The following is a 17,836-nucleotide window of genomic DNA, read 5'->3' on the forward strand; positions in this document are numbered from 1 at the left end:
ACTACCTAAACATTGCTCATGGGACAAGTAAATCTACCATAGAAGGTTTATTAAATGCAAGTGGCAATAATGTCTTTTTAATCAATCCTAATGGAGTAATCATTACTAAAACAGGAACTATCAATGCTAATCGCTTTGTAGCTTCAACCTCATCAATAAGTTCTGATGAAATACAAAAATTTGCAAATGGAAAAACAAACACCATACAATCACCCATTATAAAATTAGATAAAAACAATGGCAATGTAGTTAATATGGGAAATATTAACGCTGAAGAAGTTGTCTTTATAGGAAATAAAATTTTATTAAATTCAAATATTAAAAATTCAAATGATTTATTAACTAAAATCAACTCAAAAAACATCAAACTTATAGGAAACGAAATAGACATTGATACATCAAATATAAACGCAAATTCTTTATCAAAATTAGAAGTAAGTGCTAAAGAAAGAGGTTCTATATATTTAAATGCTAGTGGATATTACTACGATCCTAATTCTTTTGCAGTTTTTGATAAACTTAAACAAGCTGATTTTCAAAATATAAAACATAATAATAACTCTTTTAACATATATGATTTTGTAGGAATATCTTCAGATGTTGATTGGTGGCATTTTGCCAAAGGTTGGAATGAAAATAAAAAAGATTTTAGAAATACAGCTGTTGAATACAGACTAACAAATGATATAGATTTTAAAGGAAAAAACTATGCAAATTACTGTATAGAAGGATATGGTTGCACCAATATGATAGTAGGATATAAAGATCCTATTTACAATGATAATTGGGAAATTATAGAAGATAATAGCTTTTATAATAAAATTTTTGACGGACAAAATTTTGCTTTAAAAAATATATTCATAGATACAAATGTATTATCAGATTCTTTAAGATATGTTGGTATATTTGGAAATGCTAATGGTTCTGAATTTAAAAATATAATAATTGATTATAACGATAACTCTATTCTATCAAACTCAATGTATACTGGAGGTTTTGTAGGACATGCAAGTGGTGGTAGCAAATTTGAAAATATAGAGTTAAAAAATATCTCTAAAATCTCTACACAAAATAAAAACAATCTCTACGCAGGAGGTTTTATGGGATATGTTAATGGTGCTAACTTTAACAAGATTGATATAAAATCAATAGGAGAAATCAGCGGTATTAGCCTTGAAAATAGATCACATATTGGAGGTTTTGTAGGTGGAATTAACAATGGAAAATTTGAAAATATAAACATATCACAAATAAATAAAATTATTAATGATAAAACAACAAAAGCAACATATACGGGTGGTTTTGCCGGAGAAGTATGGGGAGGAAAATTTAGCAATATCGATATAAGACAAATTGATGAAATTAATGGAGGCTTTGTTACAGGTGGTTTTTCAGGTAATATAGGCTATGCTGATCTTGAAAATATAAATTTAGATATAAACAACATAACCTCCACTTTTACTACTTTACGCCATACTTATGCTGGCGGGTTTGTAGGAAGTATTGATTCTGGTGATACTTATTTTAAAAACATCAATGTGCGTGTTAAAAATGTAAAAAGCATTAGTCAAGATAACAAAGATGGCTCATTGGAAGAAGATTTTTTTGATACAGGAAATGCTTATGCTGGCGGGTTTGTAGGTTTTGCTAATGGAGGTGTTTTTGATAATATTAGCATAGAAGCTGAAAAAATAGAAAGCATTAATAATAACTCCATGGAAGGCACTCGTGCTGCAAGTGGTGGCTTTGCAGGAAAAATAGAAGGATATAGAAGTGATAATTTATCTCTTTCAAATATCACAATAAAAAATATTGACACTATTTCAGGCAAGATTGAAAAAGACAAAAGCGGAATGGTAAATGTTGGAGGTTTTGCAGGATGGATTCAAAAAGAAGGTAAGGGAAGTTTTTCTAACATAAGCATATATGATATAAAAAATATACAAGCTTATGGACAAAAAGACTTTGCCAATGCTGCTGGGTTTATCGGATATATTGAAGGGCGTTCAATGTTTCAAAAATTTAATTTAGATTTTAAAAATATATATTTATTTTTTGAAAATGACTCCCAAATACAATCTTTTGCAAGTGATGGTAAAAATTTAAGTGGAAAATTTATTAGTGCCTATAACGATAAAAATGTAAATTTAGCTTTTAAGAATATACATATTTATCATCATGAAAATGATTTTAATGATGTTTTTAGCGACTTAAAATTATGGAAAGATATGAAAATTAATATTCATACCTATAATGATGATAATAAAAATTTAAAATTTGAAGATTTTTTAAGTAAAGATAATACAATAGCAAGACCTATTATAGAACTACCAAAAAAACCAGATTTTTCAAATAAAATAGAAATTAATTACCCAAATATAGACAATATCATACAAGAAGAAGCCATCCTTGGTAAAGATGATTTATATGAAGATGTCATCAAAAATGAAATTCTAGCAGATCTTATCAATCAGCATTATAAAATATATATTGATGTTTTATTGGATATGTTAGCAGAAAAAGATTATAATCTAATGACAGAAGATGAAAAAGTAGATTTTGTGGCAAAATACTTCATCAAAGATACAGCAAATAATAAATCACAAGCCTTGAAGATAGTTCAAAGTTTAGATTTTATAATGGCTTATCAAAACAACGGATTAAATAATGCAAATGATGATAAATTTGAAGAAGGTGTAAAAGATTTTTATCAAAACAATATAAAATCAAATATAGACAAAACAATTGAGAAAAAATAAGTATATTAGAAATTCTAAAAGGAGAATTAAAAGATATAGTTTTAAATTCGCAACAACTTCTAAAAGAATTGGAAAATATAAAATTACAACTTCAAATAGCAGAAAAATCTTATAATGACTATATAAAAAACAATTCTTCACTAGATCCTAATAAGCTAGCTCAATTACTTAAAAATATCAATATGCTAGAAAAACAACAAGAAACAATAGCTTCCAAATTAGGATTAGCAGAAATTAAAAATAAAATAGAATATCAACACAATAAAGGTAGTTTTTTAATAATGGGAGATTATCAATATGACTTATATAAACCTATTTTAGAAAGCATTGATCTAACACCTAGCATTCCTGTTGAACCTGATTTACCTTGGACTGATCTAACACCTAGTATTCCTAGCATTCCTACACTAGAAAACAATCAAGCAAAATCAAGTCTAAACAATAATCAAAACTATCCTGCAATGATTAATGACAATATTGCTAATTTATTTTTATTTAATTCTTTAGGAGATGATTTAGTTAAAGATGAAATAATAATCAAAGAAATTGGGGAACTTGATATAGAAGCTCGTAAAAAAACTTGTATTGTAAGCGATGGGTTTAAAGCTATGAACCCATGTGCTAATTAAAGAAAGTTAAATGTATAAGATTATTGTTTGCACCTTAATTTTAACATGTGCCTTACGAGCTACAAATGACAATATAAAAATAATAGAATTATCTCCTGATAGAAATATACCACAAAACAAAGCTTTAAAAGAAAATTTAAAAACTGAACAAAATTATGAAAAATTTCAAGATGCTAGAGAAATCATAAATACACACCAAGAACATTATGAAAAAGAAATACTTACTCACTATAATTTTCACATCACAAACAAAGGAATTGATTTTGAAAATTTAGGAATTGAAGAAGAGGAATTACATAATCTCATATTAAACTATGAACAGAAAAAATTTAATATCCAAGATTTGCAAGATGTATCAAATATTGTTGCTTATTATTTCCAAGTTAATGGCTATCCTGCTGCAACAGTGTTTATTCCAAAACAAAATTTTGAAGATGGCAATATAGAACTAAACATTGCTTTAGGAGTATTTGGAAAACACATAATAGAAAACAAAACCTCGATCAAAGATCATTTCATAAAAGATAAATTAGATAAAAAACTTAAAGGTAGAATCATCTCCACTAAATTAATAGAAGATAGCGCATATAAAGTCAATGAAATGTATGGAGTACAAACCCTAGCAGGCTTACAAGCAGGAGAGAATGTAGGAGAAACTGATGTAGTTATAGAAGTAGTGCCTGATACTAAGGCTAATGTATTATTATATGCTGATAATTATGGTATTGAAAGTTCTGGTAAATATAGAATAGGCATCAGCATGGGATTTAATTCTATATTTAATATGGGGGATTATTATAATTTTTACTTACAATCAAGCAATGAAAAACAAATCAACTACGGGGCTAGTTATACTTTCTTTTTAGGAAATTTAAAAATTACTCCAAGTGTATCAAAAGGAAATTATTCCTTGGGAGAAGATTATGAAAATGCCGGATTTTATGGTACTTCTAGAAATTTCGGTATAGACTTTTCTTATCCTGTGTGGATTAATACTAATTCATCATTTTACTTTACTTCAAGTATTTATCATAAAATACTTAGTGATACAAGTGCTGGATTTTTAACTTTTAATAAGCATTCTAATGTAGGTAGTATGGGTTTAGAAGGTTTATTTAGAAATTTTCATAACACTTTTATTTATAGTACCAAAATCAACCTAGGCAAGGTCTATGACGATGGGGTTAATTTTTTAGGTACTAATTATAAAAATAATAGTAATGGCATGGGTTGGTTTAGAAAACTCAATGCTAGTTTGAATAATTATTATAGTATTAATGAATACATTACTCATACTTTAAATATAAACTATCAAAAGGTATTAGGGAATTTTGAATTAGATTCTTCTGAAAGTTCATCTTTAGGTGGAGCTTATGGAGTAAGAGCTTATGATAATGGAGAAGGAGATGGAGATAATACCATAGTAGCTAACTTTGGTATAAGAATAAATATACCAAATACTAATTTTTATTTTACTCCCTTTTATGATGTAGGTTATGCTTGGTATGAAAAAGACTCAGGAAGTAGATTAGCAGATGAGCATTTTTTAGATGCTGTAGGCTTACAAATACTTTATAATAAAGCTAATGAGTATTATATAAAGCTTGATGCAGCAAGAGCAGTTCATCAGTATAAATATGATGATGAACATAGAATGAAATTGTATTTAAGTGGAGGGGTGTATTTTTAACTACCGCTTAGAAAATACACTCTAGTAGCTAAATCTTTAAAAGCTTTAGAGTGGATTAGACCTTGACAAGCTTTAGATTTTGAAGTGCTTGCAAATTCACTTTGACTAAAAGCATTTAAAGCCTCATCTAATTGAGTTTTTATGCTTTGATTTTTAGGATCTTTCAAAGCTTGATTTTTTAAATCTGCTATATTTTGGGCTTTGCTTTTTTGAGCATTATCTACCATAAGTGCTAAAAGCAAAACACTTTCTTTATCTACAAAAAGCACTTTAAAACATTGCTCATCATTTCCTACACTAAAATCAAGTTCTTTGGTGGAATTTTGCAAATTTGATAAGTCTTCATTTTTTATATTTGTTACATTGCTCATTAAAGCTATATTTGAAAGACTTTCATTTTTTAATATATAAGCACTTATATCATTAATAAAAATTTTTAAATTTCCCAAAGCTTGAACTACACTTGCCTCATCTTTACTTGTGCTAAATTTTGGCAGAGCAACCGCAGCTAAAACTCCAAGTATAATTACTACAAACACAAGCTCTATAATAGTAAAAGCTTTTTTCATAATATGCCTTGTAAGTTTTTTACCTTAGGCTTTATAAGATCATCTTCTATATTTACAAATTCTTTACGCTCATAAGCCTCACAAGCTGCCCTTGCTATCATCAAAGCATTATCCGAACAATACTCAAGCGGAGCTAGCAAAAGCTCACATTGATAACTTTGACATAAATGCTCTATTTGACTTCTTAAGCTTAAATTTGCACTAGCTCCGCCTACTATACCAAAGCGTTTAAATTTATACTCTTTAAAAATTTTTTCTAACTTGTTTAAAATATGAGCTATGGCTGCTTTTTGAAATGCAAAGGCAATTTTACTTTTACGCTCCAAACTTAATTCTTCTTTTAAAATTTCCAAACGCACTTGGTTTTTAAGTCCTGAAAAACTATAAGCTAAATCTTTAGAATGAAGCAAGGGTATGCTAAATTCTAAATCATTTTCTTTTACATTTTTAGCTAAATTTTCTATGATAGCTCCACCAGGATAGCCAAGATCCATCATTTTTGCTACTTTATCAAAGCTTTCTCCAAAACTATCATCGGTTGTTCTTGCTAATTCTGTGATTTTACCTTGCTCATTAATAAAAAGCACCATAGTATGCCCACCACTTACAAGCAATACACCCATATCAAAATTAGCTTTTTTATCTAAAAACATAGAATAAATATGCCCTTTTAGATGATTAATCGCAATGAGCGGTAAATTTAAACTAATAGCAAGCATTTTAGCCATAGCTACTCCACCTATCAAACTCACACTAAGGCCAGGTTCATTTGTAACTGCTATGGCGCAAAGTTTATCAAAGTATTTTTGGCATCTTTTTAAAATCTTAGGTAAAGCTTCACTATGTAATCTTGCGGCAAGCTCGGGCACCACCCCTCCATAAGCACTATGGGCATTTTCTTGAGAAATTTTTGTATGAAAGATACACTCAAAGCTATTTTTATTAATGATAGCAATAGAACTATCATCACAAGAGCTTTCTATGGCAAGAATCAAATCTCTCATTGAAATTCCACTAAAATCATACCGATAAATTTGTCTTTTTGTTCTGCTTTTTCTATGGCTTTTGCAGGTATATTTGCTTTTTTAATTTCTTTAAAATTAGTCTTTCTTTCTAAAACTTGATCGGCTAAATTTGCATTCTTTAGCTCATAAAATTCTACTCTGTAAATTTTTCTTTTTTTATCCAAAGAATAACGGCTTTGCATTTGGTTTTTGCTTATAACAATATCACTTTCATCAACACCCCTATCAAAACCTATAACATTAACTCTTACACCTGCTATAGAAGGTATTTTAAAATTATCTTTTACCATAATTTTTTGAGCAAAATTTGTTTGTATATTTTTTCCATCTACTATCACTTCAACACTATCTAGAGCATTTGAAAAATCAAAATATTCAGGATACAATCTTGTTTGCAAGCGATTGCCATAATTGATTGAATATGAGTTAGCATTGGAAATTACTGCAGTAATCTCATTACTTGCTTCATAATTTAAAGCTTGATTAATAGGAAAAGGTAAAAAATTTATAGCACTAGCAGGTTTATCAAGATAAAGTAAAATTTTATCATTAAAAAGTTTTACCTCTAAAGGCTTTTCAATAGCTCTATAAACTCCATTTGGAGTTAAATCAAAAGTTCTTTGAAATTCTATATTTGCCTTTTTTAGATAATACTCCACTGCCAAAAGATGATAATATACTCTTAAATGCGTTGGTAAATTTTTGCTCGCTTCATTAGCAAAAGCTGCTTTGTGATTTGACACCACAAAATAAGTTAAAGCCTTTAGCATATCTTTATCATTGCTTTCTTGGGTTTTGGTGTTTTTTAAATGATATTGATGTTCTTCTTTAACCAAAGCTTTATTGATATTTTCCACTGCTTCTTTAGCAATATTTTCCAAATCTGCATATTTAGTAGAATTTACCTCACTTTGATCAATAATACTAGTATTGCCCCAGCGATTTGGATTTTTATCTTTGCTTTCATATTGAGGTCTATAAAATCCACTTCCATCGTGCAAATTTATAACCATATTCACCTCAGGTTCCAAAATAAGCTTTTTTATGCGCTCTATAGTGTGAAAATCAGGATCGTTTTCATCTATATGGGCAAATTTTCTATTTAAATCTCCAAAATTTCCTCTATTTCTAGCAATAATACTTTCAAAAGCTAAATTTGGTGCGACAATAATTTTACCTTTAGTGATATTATAATCACTCAAAAGCAAACTAGCAGCATGAAACCCACCTGGCTCGTCTCCTTGTATACCTCCAAGGATTAAAACCGTATTATTATCATCTAAACTTTTTCCATTTTCTTTAACGCTAAACTCTAAAGCAAAAACCACATTTATAAAAATCAAAATACTTAAAAAATATCTCACTTCATTTCCTTATCTAAATAAAGCCTAACTTGCTTATCATACTCAAAAACATCTTCAATTTGGTTAATCTTTGGTACACCAAAATAATCCAATGCTTTAAAAATACCCTTGGCTATGTCTAAAAACTGCGCTTTTTGGGCTAAAAATTGATACACCATATATTCATTTGCACTATTTATAATCACACCCAAGTCAGGCTTTTTCAAAAGCTCATCTTTAAGTGAAAATATAGGATATTTTTTTAAACTAATTTTTTCAAATTTTAAACTTGGCATAGCTAACAAATCCAAATTTTCTATAAAGCTTTGATCATGCTCATCTAAAATCGCTTGAGCTATAGACAAACGCATATTTGCATGAGAAAAATATGCACTCATACCACCATCTTTAAATTCACATAAAGCATGCACTAAAGACTTTCTTTCTATCAAAGCATCTATTTGTTTAATACCATAAAGATGATAAGCTTCGATGATTTCAAAAAGTTTATTACACATGCTAGCACTATCTATGGTGATCTTAGCTCCCATGCTCCAGTTAGGATGCTTAAGAGCTTCTTTTACACTGACATTTTTTAAATCTTTGATTTTATAATTATAAAAGGCCCCGCCACTTGCCGTGATAAAAAGCTTTTTAATATCTTTTCTTTTATCTATCAAGCACTTTAGTGCTGCATGTTCGCTATCTATGGCTTTAATCTTAGAAGTGTCAAAAAATTTCCCTGCTACTACTAAGCTTTCTTTGTTTGCCAAGGCTAAAATTTTACCAAGCTTTTGCACCATAAGACTTGAACTTAAGCCTGCAAAACCTACTATAGCATTTACCACTAAAGAACTTTTGCACTCAGCTATCATCGCTTTTAAACCCTCTTGACCACAAAAAATCCTATCATGATCAACTAAGGTTTTATCTTTTTCATCTTGTATACATACAAATTCAGGCTTAAAAAGAGCTATTTGCTCATTTAAAAGCTTGATATTTTTACCGCAAGATAAGGCTTCTATGTTTATGTTTTTTTCTTTAGCAATAAAAAGAGTATTAACTCCTATACTTCCCGTGCTTCCAAGTACGATCATACTAAAGTTGCCATTGCAAATGCTGCAATGATAACAGCATCAATTCTATCTAAAACTCCCCCATGCCCTGGGATTAAATTACCGCTATCTTTAATACCTGCTTGTCTTTTAAAATAACTCTCAAGTAAATCCCCTATCACAGCAAAAATAGCTACGATTAAAGATATATAAATACTTTTTACCAAGCTAAATTCAAAAGAGCCCATGATGGTTCCTAAAATCCCCGCACAAACAATGCCACCTACAACACCTTCTAAAGTTTTATTTGGACTTGTTGGAGAAAAAGCTCTCTCGCCAATTAGTTTTCCTATAAAATACGCCCCACTATCGCAAGCAACGACAATCACTATAAGCCAAAATAATACAAACATACCCTCATAACTTAATACTTGATAAAGCATTAAAATAGGTAAAGTAGGATATATATAAGGCATAAGTTCATTTAAATTTTCACTTTTTTTATAAACTAAATATCCTAAAATCAAAATCAAAGCCAAAAGGCCTATAAAGAAAGGTTTATCTAAAAATGCTCCTATTGCAAAAACACACAAAGCTACAAAAACACTTGCATGTTTGCTTTTAAACATAGCTTTTGCTTCATTAAATGCCAAAAACAATAAAACACCAAAAATCACAAAATTAATCAAAAAATTATCCACTAAAGCAACAACAGCTATCACAGCTATCATCACAATAGCACTAAGAATTCTTGTCTTTGAAAACATTTTTATCCTTTCTATATACTTAAATCAAGCAAATGAGAACTTTTTTTAACTACTTCTTGTCCCTCTTGTTCATCTTCATCTTCTTGCTCTTGTTCTTGATGATGTTTAGAATGCTTTTTTTCTTCCTCTTGCCTTTCTTTTACCTCATCGCTTACTTCATGAGTTTGATTAACTTTTTCAAGTTTTTCAACCGCCTTTTCTTTTGCTTGAAATTCACTCATATTTACCAAAGTTGCAAAAGAATCTTTTGCCAATTCATTACTAGCTTGTGCTGAATGTACTGGTGCATTTTGGTTAGCAAAATGAATACCACCTATGGGACTTATAGGCATACTTACTCCTTTAAAACGCTTAAAGTCTTATAATTTGTATAATTTACAAAAGCCTTTTCTTTTATTTTTACAAAATTCTTACTAGTATAATCGACCAAATAAACTCCAGAACTTAGCTTGGAAAATTCCACACAAAGCTTTGCTGCAAATTCTAGCACTAATTGACTTATTTTTAATTTATTTGAAGTAATGATCACATGAGCACTAGGATAATCTTTCACATGCAGCCAAATATCATCTTTTTTAGCTATTTTTAATAAATATTCATTAGCTTTTTCATTGCGTCCTACGCTGATTTTAAACTCATCAAAATAAAAGCTACTAACCCCTGCATTTAGTTCCTCTTTTTTTGTTTTTTTAGTTTTTTTAGGCATTAAAACTTCTAATTCTCTCAAAGAGGTGCTTTTAGCAATTAAGTCTTTTAAATTTATTAGAAAATCAAGTTTTTCACTTAAAATTTCTCTTTCTATATTGATATTTTTAGCCTTTTGTTTTAGCTTTTTAGCCATTTTATAAAATTCATTCGCACTATTTTTAGGTGTATCTTCGAGTTTAAAGGCAAGCTCATTTGCATTAAAATCTTGCAAAATAAATTCTCTTTGATAATCTTTTAAAGAATTTAAATTAGCAAATAAAACATCTGCTTTTTGGCTTAATTCTTGAGCTTTTTTTAATAAATCGCTTTCTTGCTCTAAATTTTCTATACTCTCTTTAAGAGTAAAGATTTTTTTATCTATATTTAAAAGTTTATTTTCTTTTATATCTTTTAAGCGATCTTGCTGTAACTTTTTAGCACTTTCTTTAAAATACACATTAAAATCATCAATCTTTACAAATTCTTCTTTTATCTCATAAGCTTTTAAAGCTTGGAGTTTTTCGCCTATTTTTACAACGCGGTAGCTTTTATCTATATGACGCAAAGCTTCTATGATAATATCATCAGTGTCTGTGATGATTACATTAGTGTTTTTTCCTGTAAATTCAAAATAAATCTTAGCCCCATAAGCTTTGTAAGATTTTTCTGATAAAACTTCAAAAGATAAAATTCTATTATTTTCTAATACTTCTAAATTTAAAATCTTTGCGTTAGAGAAGTATTTTTTTAGCATAAAATCAAAAGGTGCATTATAGACTTTTGCTTGGAGTTTATCTTGGTAAATTCCACTTTTTCCACGCGTTAAGTCTAGTATAAAAGCTTGATGATCTAAGCTAAGCTCTAAGATATTATCATCAAGGCGTTTGAGATAATTTAGTCTTTGAAATTGTTTAAAATAATCTTTTATTTGTATTAAATCTGTATATTTCATAAATGTATTATAAAATATTTTGATGAATTTATGAGGTTTTTTATGAGTGAAAAAATTCCCTATCCTTGTGTGATTTTATGCGGAGGAAAATCTTCGCGTATGGGAGAAGATAAAAGCTTATTACAAGTAGATAATAAAAACTTAACTCTTTATCAATATGAAAAAATGTCAAGGATTTTTAATCAAGTTTTTATTAGCAGCAAAAAAGATAAATTTCATCAAAAAAACTTAGCACTTATTTTAGATGAGGATTTAAACAACTACTCTCCACTCATTGCCTTAAATTCCATACTTAAACATTTTAAAAATACCTATGTATTTATCCTTAGCGTGGATACTCCAAACATAAACAAAGAAAGTTTTTACAAGCTTTTTGATCATCTAAAATCACAAAATATACTCTTAGCAAGCACAAAAAAACACAAGCATTATTTATGTGGATTTTACCATAGTAGGAATTTTGAAAAAACTTTGCAATTTTTACAAGAAAACAATCACAAATTAGCCCTTTTTTGTGATACAATGAAAGCAGAATTTATAGAATTTGAAGATGATAATGAGTTTATAAATTTAAATTATTTTAAAGAATATAAAAAGTGGCTTCATGAAAAAGACAATTCTACCCATAGTATGTGCTTTTAGTGCTTTAGCAAATGAGGATTTATTCAATCAAGCCTTAGAATATGAAAATCAAGGTAAGTACAAAAAAGCTATGCAAATTTATAAAAGCTTAGCTTTAAAAGAAAAACAAAAAGAAGCAAGTTTAGAAAAGTCTTTTAATTTTGAGCAAAATACATCCAAAGAGAAAAAATTAGATGATATTAATCCAAAAAATGAAGCTTTAGCAAACTACCTTGGCACAGAAAAATCATACAATCCTTTTGGTATTAGCACGCATAATCTTAGCTATTTTATGCCTGTTTCTTATAGTTTTAGCAAGAGAGATTATAAAAGCACTGAAACTAAATTTCAAGTAAGCCTTAAAAAAACTCTTTTTGAAAATCTTTTGGGTTTAAATGAAAGTTATAACATAGGCTATACGCAAATTTCATGGTGGCAACTTTATAAACATTCTGCTCCTTTTAGAGAAACAAACTATTTACCTGAATTTTTTATCAACTTTCCTATAAGCGGACATGGTGCTTTTGAGAATTTAAAAGATGTACGCATAGGCTTATTACATGAATCTAACGGACAAAATGATCCAAAATCAAGATCATGGAATAGAATTTATCTAAGCAATGCATGGTTTTTTGGCGATTTTATGTTCATACCTAGAGTTTGGCTAAGAATTCCTGAAAAAAGTTCAGAAGATGATAATCCTGACATAGAAAAATATTTAGGTAATTTTGATATTAATCTTGCTTATACCCAAGATGATTATTTTATCAATATATTGTGGCGTAATAATTTAAATTTTGCTAATAACCGCGGTGCAGTAGAAATAAGTGGAGCTTATAAAATTTCTAACAATGGCTTATATATTTACACTCAGTATTTTAACGGATATGGTGAGAGTCTTATTGAGTATAATAAATCTTCAAGCAGACTTTCAAGTGGAATATTGTTAATGTATTAAAATGGAAAAATTTTGCTTTATTAAGTTTATCATTAATAATGAAAAGTCTTTTAAAAGATTGTGCGATTTGTTTAATTATATCAAAATCTTAAAAGATGAGAATTTACAAATAGAAGATTTATACACAGATAAAAGTATATATAATTTTTACAGCAAAAAAGAATTAGAATATTTCTCAAGCAAAGATTGTTGGGAGTTTGATGATATTTTTGACTGCATAGGAAATGGAGAATACTATTTTCACTCCATAGAAAAAATAGAGGAAAATATCGCCAAATTGTATTTTTACCCCATTTCTTTTCCTTATGGTGGAGTTGAACCTATAATCGAGTTTATAAAATCATTTCAAATGAAAATTCTTACAATTGATTGTGGTTATATGGAAGAATTTGAATATTAAAAGCCTTTTTAGACTTTTAATATTTTAAATTAAGAAAAATGCTATAACACTACCCAAGATAAGCAAAGAGCCGTTAAAGCATAAAAAGGTTGGTATACAAGTATCTTTTATATGATCACCTTGCTTATCTGCATTAAGCCCTACACTCACTCCCAAAGTCGTTTCACTAGCAGGTGATCCTGCATCGCCCAAAGCTCCAGCAACACCGATGATAAAAATAATTGCAGCAGGTGAAAAACCAAGTTCTATACATATAGGACAAAATAAGGCGGCGATGATAGGAATAGTACCAAAAGAACTACCTATACCTATAGTGATTAAAAGACCTATAGCTAGCATAATAAAAATAGCTAAAAAGTGACTTTGCTCCATAAAAGGCACGCTTGTTTTTACAAGCTCAGCTATACCTCCACTTTGTTTTAAAACCTCTCCATATCCTGAAGCAACAAGCATTACAAAAGCTATATAACCCATGATTTTAAGCCCATCATCAAAAACTAAATTAACTTTGTTATACTCTACTCCACCCAAAATTACCATCAAAACAAAACCTAAAAGCCCTGATAAAGGTAAATTGTGCGTCAAAATTTGCAAAATCAAAGTCAATCCAAGACCAGCTAAAACACCCCATTCTTTTTTACTCATTTTTAGATTTTCAAAATCCATTTTGGCAATTTGTTCTTCTTGATATTCTCTTGGCTTAGCATAAAATACAAATACAGCCAAAAATAAACCAACTAACATACAAATAGCCGCAAAAGCCATAGTTTGAGAAACTTCTCCTAGGCTAATTTGCACCCCATTTGAATTTAAATTATCCACAAGCAAAGTTTGAAAAATAAGTCCAAAACCTAAAGGCACAACCATATAAGGTGTGGTAAGTCCAAAAGTTAATGCACAAGCTATGGCTCTACGATCTATTTTTAATTTATTAAAAAGTTTCAACAAAGGTGGAATTAATAAAGGCACAAAAGCTACATGGATAGGGATTAAATTTTGCGAAAAACAAGCAATAAGTGCCAAAGAAAGTATAAGTAAGTATTTTTTATGTGAAATATAATGCGAAACTATTTTAATCAAATATGCTGTTAGATTAGTTTTTGATATAGCAGCGGCCACCGCTCCAAGCAAAATATAACTTAGTGCTGTTTGCAAATTCCCTTGCATACCATCAATTAAAACTTTCATAGAATCCATCATAGCTTGTGGAAGTTGGGTAAAAAAATCCACCAAACTTAAATGCTCCATATGCATAAATTTAGACCAAATACCTACAAAAAGCCCAGAAAGCAAAACACTAAGTAAAACATTAAACCTAAAAAAACACAAAAGCGTCATTAACAAAACGCCTATAAATACTGGATTAGTTAAAAGCATTACATTCCTTAAATCAAAATAATTGCACATTTTAAATAATTTTCTTTAAAATACTATTTAAGTTTAAAAAATTTAAGCAAAAATTGCAAAATAAAAGCATAAAATGATAGTTTTTACTTTAAAAAAGGATACAAATGAGAAGTGACGCAATCAAAAAAGGACACTTAAAAGCACCAAATCGCTCTTTACTTAGAGCATGTGGCTTAAATGATGAAGATTTTAATAAGCCTTTTATAGGTGTAGCAAATAGCTATATAGATATCATCCCGGGACATTTTTTCTTAAATGAATATGCAAAAATCATTAAAGATGAAATCCGAAAAAATGGCTGTATTCCTTTTGAATTTAACACCATAGGTGTTGATGATGGTATAGCTATGGGGCATGATGGTATGCTTTATTCTTTACCAAGTCGTGAAATCATCGCAAACTCTATTGAAACAGTGATGAATGCACACCAACTTGATGCACTAATTTGTATCCCAAATTGTGACAAAATTACTCCAGGTATGCTCATGGGGGCTTTAAGAGTTAATGTGCCGACTATTTTCGTTAGTGGTGGACCTATGAAAGCAGGAGTAAATAAACATGGAGAAAAAATCAGTCTAAGTTCTGTTTTTGAAGCAGTGGGAGCTTATGAGGCTAAAAAAATCGATGAAGAGGATTTAAAAGATATAGAATGCAAAGCTTGTCCTAGCGGTGGATCTTGCTCGGGTATGTTTACTGCAAATTCTATGAATACTTTATGCGAGGCTATGGGTATAGCACTAGAAGGAAATGGAACTATTTTAGCACTTAGCAAAGAAAGAGAAGAGCTTTTAAGAAAGGCTGCGCGTAGAATTTGCGAGATTGCCTTAGATGAGCGTTTTAAAATTCGCAATATCATTACTAAAAAGTCCATTAATAATGCTTTAGTTGTTGATATGGCTATGGGTGGAAGCTCAAATACTATCTTACATATGCTTGCCATTGCTTATGAAGCAGGTGTAAATTTGGATATAAAAGAACTCAATCACATCAGTGCTAATGTGGCCCATATAGCCAAAATCGCTCCATCTTTAAATACTGTTTATATGGAAGATATACACAAAGCAGGTGGAGTAAGTGCGGTAATAGCTGAAATAGCTAAAAAACCAGGCCATATTTTAGAACTTGACACTCTAGATATTAGTGGAAAAACTTTAAAAGATCGCATTGAGAATGCTGATATTAAAGATGAAAACATTATAAAAAAAATAGACAATGCCTATTCAAATGTAGGTGGGCTTGCTATACTTTTTGGGAATTTAGCTGAGCAAGGCTGTGTGATAAAAACTGCAGGTATTATGGGCGAGCGTAAATTCAAAGGAAAAGCAGTTTGTTTTAACTCTCAAGAAGAAGCCATTAAAGGCATTATAAAAGGTAAAGTTAAAGAAGGCGATGTGTGCGTGATACGCTATGAAGGACCAAAAGGCGGACCTGGCATGCAAGAAATGCTTAGTCCGACTTCATTACTCACAGGCATGGGGCTTGGTGCTAAAGTTGCACTTATAACAGATGGTCGTTTTAGCGGAGCTACAAGAGGACTTAGCATAGGCCATATTTCTCCTGAGGCTGCAGAAGGTGGTCTTATAGCGCTTTTAAAAGATGGCGATGAGATAGAAATTGATGTAGATACTTACAGCATTAATGCAAATTTAGCCCAAGATGAAATTGCTAAACGCAAAGCAAATTTTAAAATGCCTTATAAGCAAATAAATTCAAGATGGCTTAAAATGTATCAAAAGCTTGTTAGTAATGCTAGCAAAGGCGGGATTTTAGACTTAGAATAATTTTCTTAATTTCTTAAAGAAATTAAGAAATATCTTTTTAAATGTAAAACAAAATATGAAAAATTATGTTAAAGTGGCCGGGAGAAAGGGATTCGAACCCCTGGAGGTGTGACCCTCAACGGTTTTCAAGACCGCCGCTTTCGACCACTCAGCCATCTCCCGTAAAAGAATAAAAATATCAAGTATTAACATCGCATTGGAGGCGACATCCGGATTCGAACCGGAGATCAAGGCTTTGCAGGCCCATGCCTTACCGCTTGGCTATGTCGCCTTGAGTTACCAAAAAGTGGTGCCCGAGGCCGGACTTGAACCGGCACGGAAGAAAAATTCCGAGGGATTTTAAGTCCCTTGTGTCTACCAATTCCACCACCCGGGCGGGTGATAATGGAGCGGGAAACGAGATTCGAACTCGCGACCCCAACCTTGGCAAGGTTGTGCTCTACCCCTGAGCTATTCCCGCATTAAAGTTGAAATTATACTTATTAAAACTTAAATGCACATAAAAAATATAAAAACTACATATGTTTTCAAAAAGATAAAAAATTTTTATTTTTTTCTAATTATTTTATAAGTAAAATACCCGGCCAAAAAATAACTAAAAAGGAACAAGTATGTTTAAATTTAACAGTTTATCTAATAAATTGACAACAATAGCCTGTTTTTTAATAGCTATTATACTAATAGTTGTTAATATGATTAGCTATTATCAATCTAAAGAAAGCACTAGTTATTATCTAGAAGAAATTCAGAAAAAAACTATGTTTGATGTTAATTCAGCATACAATATATATTCTGGAGCAAAAAGAGATGCCATTGCTTCTATTGTTAAATTTGTAGAAAAAAATCCAAGGGTTAATTCTGGCGAACTATTTGATATATTAGAAACAGTAAAAGAAGCAGCTGGCTTTAATGTAGTATATATTGGATTTAATGACGATGGAAAATTATATCAATCTAACAGAATTATTAGAAGTCCTGAAGAAACCGGATTTGATGCAAGAACAAGATCATGGTATCAAGAGGCCAAAAGCGTGGGAAAACTTGTAGTATCAGATCCTTATAAAAGCATAGAAGATGACTCTATAACAGTTTCTTATACAGCTCCAATATATTCCAATGGAAAACTTTTGGCAGTAGTTGGAGGTGACTATAATTTACATACTTTTGCAAAAGATGTATTAATAATGGGTCGC

General features: G+C 30.1%; 16 protein-coding genes and 4 tRNA genes. 8 read left to right on the forward strand and 12 right to left on the reverse strand.

The features are described from left to right. Positions 1–11: 11 nt before the first annotated feature. The 3 genes from CAMP5063_RS05465 to CAMP5063_RS05475 all read left to right on the forward strand — a co-directional run bounded on the left by CAMP5063_RS05465 (position 12) and on the right by CAMP5063_RS05475 (position 5,078). Complete coding sequence (locus tag CAMP5063_RS05465; protein ID WP_337194961.1) at positions 12–2,759, forward strand: two-partner secretion domain-containing protein; 2,748 nt, start codon at positions 12–14, stop codon at positions 2,757–2,759. Between the two features lie 68 nt (positions 2,760–2,827). Then, on the forward strand, positions 2,828–3,388 hold the full coding sequence (locus CAMP5063_RS05470; RefSeq protein WP_337194954.1) for a hypothetical protein: 561 nt from the start codon (positions 2,828–2,830) through the stop codon (positions 3,386–3,388). A gap of 10 nt (positions 3,389–3,398) precedes the next feature. Next, positions 3,399–5,078 carry a ShlB/FhaC/HecB family hemolysin secretion/activation protein gene (locus tag CAMP5063_RS05475; RefSeq protein WP_337194955.1) on the forward strand — a complete coding sequence of 560 codons (1,680 nt, stop codon included), beginning with the start codon at positions 3,399–3,401 and terminating at the stop codon, positions 5,076–5,078. Here the strand turns inward: CAMP5063_RS05475 and CAMP5063_RS05480 are convergent. From CAMP5063_RS05480 to CAMP5063_RS05510, 7 genes are read right to left on the reverse strand one after another with little or no spacing between them, the layout of a single operon-like run. Beyond that, positions 5,075–5,647: a type II secretion system protein gene (locus CAMP5063_RS05480; protein WP_318529825.1), complete on the reverse strand. Its 573-nt coding sequence runs from the start codon at positions 5,645–5,647 to the stop codon at positions 5,075–5,077. The two genes, CAMP5063_RS05475 and CAMP5063_RS05480, sit on opposite strands and share 4 nt — an antisense overlap. Continuing rightward, entirely contained in the window at positions 5,644–6,651 is a 1,008-nt protein-coding gene (gene tsaD, locus CAMP5063_RS05485) for a tRNA (adenosine(37)-N6)-threonylcarbamoyltransferase complex transferase subunit TsaD (protein ID WP_263661599.1), read from the reverse strand. Before tsaD ends, CAMP5063_RS05480 begins: the two co-directional genes overlap by 4 nt. Further along, complete coding sequence (locus tag CAMP5063_RS05490; protein WP_337194956.1) at positions 6,648–8,036, reverse strand: M99 family carboxypeptidase catalytic domain-containing protein; 1,389 nt, start codon at positions 8,034–8,036, stop codon at positions 6,648–6,650. The genes tsaD and CAMP5063_RS05490 overlap by 4 nt, the downstream gene beginning before the upstream one ends. Then, positions 8,033–9,112 carry a 1-deoxy-D-xylulose-5-phosphate reductoisomerase gene (gene dxr, locus CAMP5063_RS05495; protein WP_337194957.1) on the reverse strand — a complete coding sequence of 360 codons (1,080 nt, stop codon included), beginning with the start codon at positions 9,110–9,112 and terminating at the stop codon, positions 8,033–8,035. The genes CAMP5063_RS05490 and dxr overlap by 4 nt, the downstream gene beginning before the upstream one ends. Continuing rightward, complete coding sequence (locus tag CAMP5063_RS05500; RefSeq protein ID WP_337194958.1) at positions 9,109–9,837, reverse strand: phosphatidate cytidylyltransferase; 729 nt, start codon at positions 9,835–9,837, stop codon at positions 9,109–9,111. Before CAMP5063_RS05500 ends, dxr begins: the two co-directional genes overlap by 4 nt. An 11-nt stretch (positions 9,838–9,848) precedes the next feature. Further along, positions 9,849–10,169 (reverse strand): hypothetical protein, encoded by a 321-nt coding sequence (locus CAMP5063_RS05505; protein WP_133319048.1) that lies wholly within the window; start codon positions 10,167–10,169, stop codon positions 9,849–9,851. Between the two features lie 2 nt (positions 10,170–10,171). Beyond that, the gene (locus CAMP5063_RS05510) at positions 10,172–11,476 is read right to left on the reverse strand and encodes an NFACT RNA binding domain-containing protein (RefSeq protein WP_263726253.1); all 1,305 of its coding nucleotides are present in this window, start codon (positions 11,474–11,476) and stop codon (positions 10,172–10,174) included. Between the two features lie 42 nt (positions 11,477–11,518). On the opposite strand from CAMP5063_RS05510, the gene CAMP5063_RS05515 reads away from it, so the two are divergent. The 3 genes from CAMP5063_RS05515 to CAMP5063_RS05525 are packed head-to-tail and all read left to right on the forward strand — an operon-like array spanning position 11,519 to position 13,455. Next, entirely contained in the window at positions 11,519–12,118 is a 600-nt protein-coding gene (locus CAMP5063_RS05515; RefSeq protein ID WP_263659548.1) for a molybdenum cofactor guanylyltransferase, read from the forward strand. Then, positions 12,081–13,055 (forward strand): phospholipase A, encoded by a 975-nt coding sequence (locus tag CAMP5063_RS05520; RefSeq protein ID WP_263661593.1) that lies wholly within the window; start codon positions 12,081–12,083, stop codon positions 13,053–13,055. Before CAMP5063_RS05515 ends, CAMP5063_RS05520 begins: the two co-directional genes overlap by 38 nt. A gap of 1 nt (position 13,056) precedes the next feature. Continuing rightward, positions 13,057–13,455 (forward strand): hypothetical protein, encoded by a 399-nt coding sequence (locus tag CAMP5063_RS05525; protein ID WP_039629213.1) that lies wholly within the window; start codon positions 13,057–13,059, stop codon positions 13,453–13,455. A 24-nt stretch (positions 13,456–13,479) separates the two neighbouring features. Here the strand turns inward: CAMP5063_RS05525 and CAMP5063_RS05530 are convergent, their stop codons facing one another. Then, entirely contained in the window at positions 13,480–14,832 is a 1,353-nt protein-coding gene (locus CAMP5063_RS05530) for a Na+/H+ antiporter NhaC family protein (RefSeq protein ID WP_412174902.1), read from the reverse strand. A gap of 134 nt (positions 14,833–14,966) precedes the next feature. Between CAMP5063_RS05530 and ilvD the strand changes: the two genes are divergently transcribed. Next, complete coding sequence (gene ilvD / locus CAMP5063_RS05535; RefSeq protein WP_337194959.1) at positions 14,967–16,643, forward strand: dihydroxy-acid dehydratase; 1,677 nt, start codon at positions 14,967–14,969, stop codon at positions 16,641–16,643. 74 nt (positions 16,644–16,717) lie between these two features. On the opposite strand, the gene CAMP5063_RS05540 is transcribed toward ilvD, so the two are convergent. The 4 genes from CAMP5063_RS05540 to CAMP5063_RS05555 form a co-directional block, all read right to left on the reverse strand. After that, positions 16,718–16,805: transfer RNA gene (locus tag CAMP5063_RS05540), tRNA-Ser, on the reverse strand. Positions 16,806–16,840: 35 nt separating this feature from the next. Continuing rightward, positions 16,841–16,914 (reverse strand) — tRNA-Cys (locus CAMP5063_RS05545). A gap of 16 nt (positions 16,915–16,930) precedes the next feature. Next, positions 16,931–17,019, reverse strand: a tRNA-Leu gene (locus tag CAMP5063_RS05550). 9 nt (positions 17,020–17,028) lie between these two features. After that, positions 17,029–17,103, reverse strand: a tRNA-Gly gene (locus CAMP5063_RS05555). A 151-nt stretch (positions 17,104–17,254) separates the two neighbouring features. Between CAMP5063_RS05555 and CAMP5063_RS05560 the strand changes: the two genes are divergently transcribed. Next, positions 17,255–17,836: cache domain-containing protein (locus CAMP5063_RS05560; protein WP_263661590.1), on the forward strand; the 582-nt coding region annotated here is incomplete at its 3' end.

Origin of the sequence: Campylobacter sp. RM5063 (assembly GCF_024723655.1) — a bacterium.
GTDB classification, from domain to species: Bacteria; Campylobacterota; Campylobacteria; order Campylobacterales; family Campylobacteraceae; genus Campylobacter_D; species Campylobacter_D lari_D.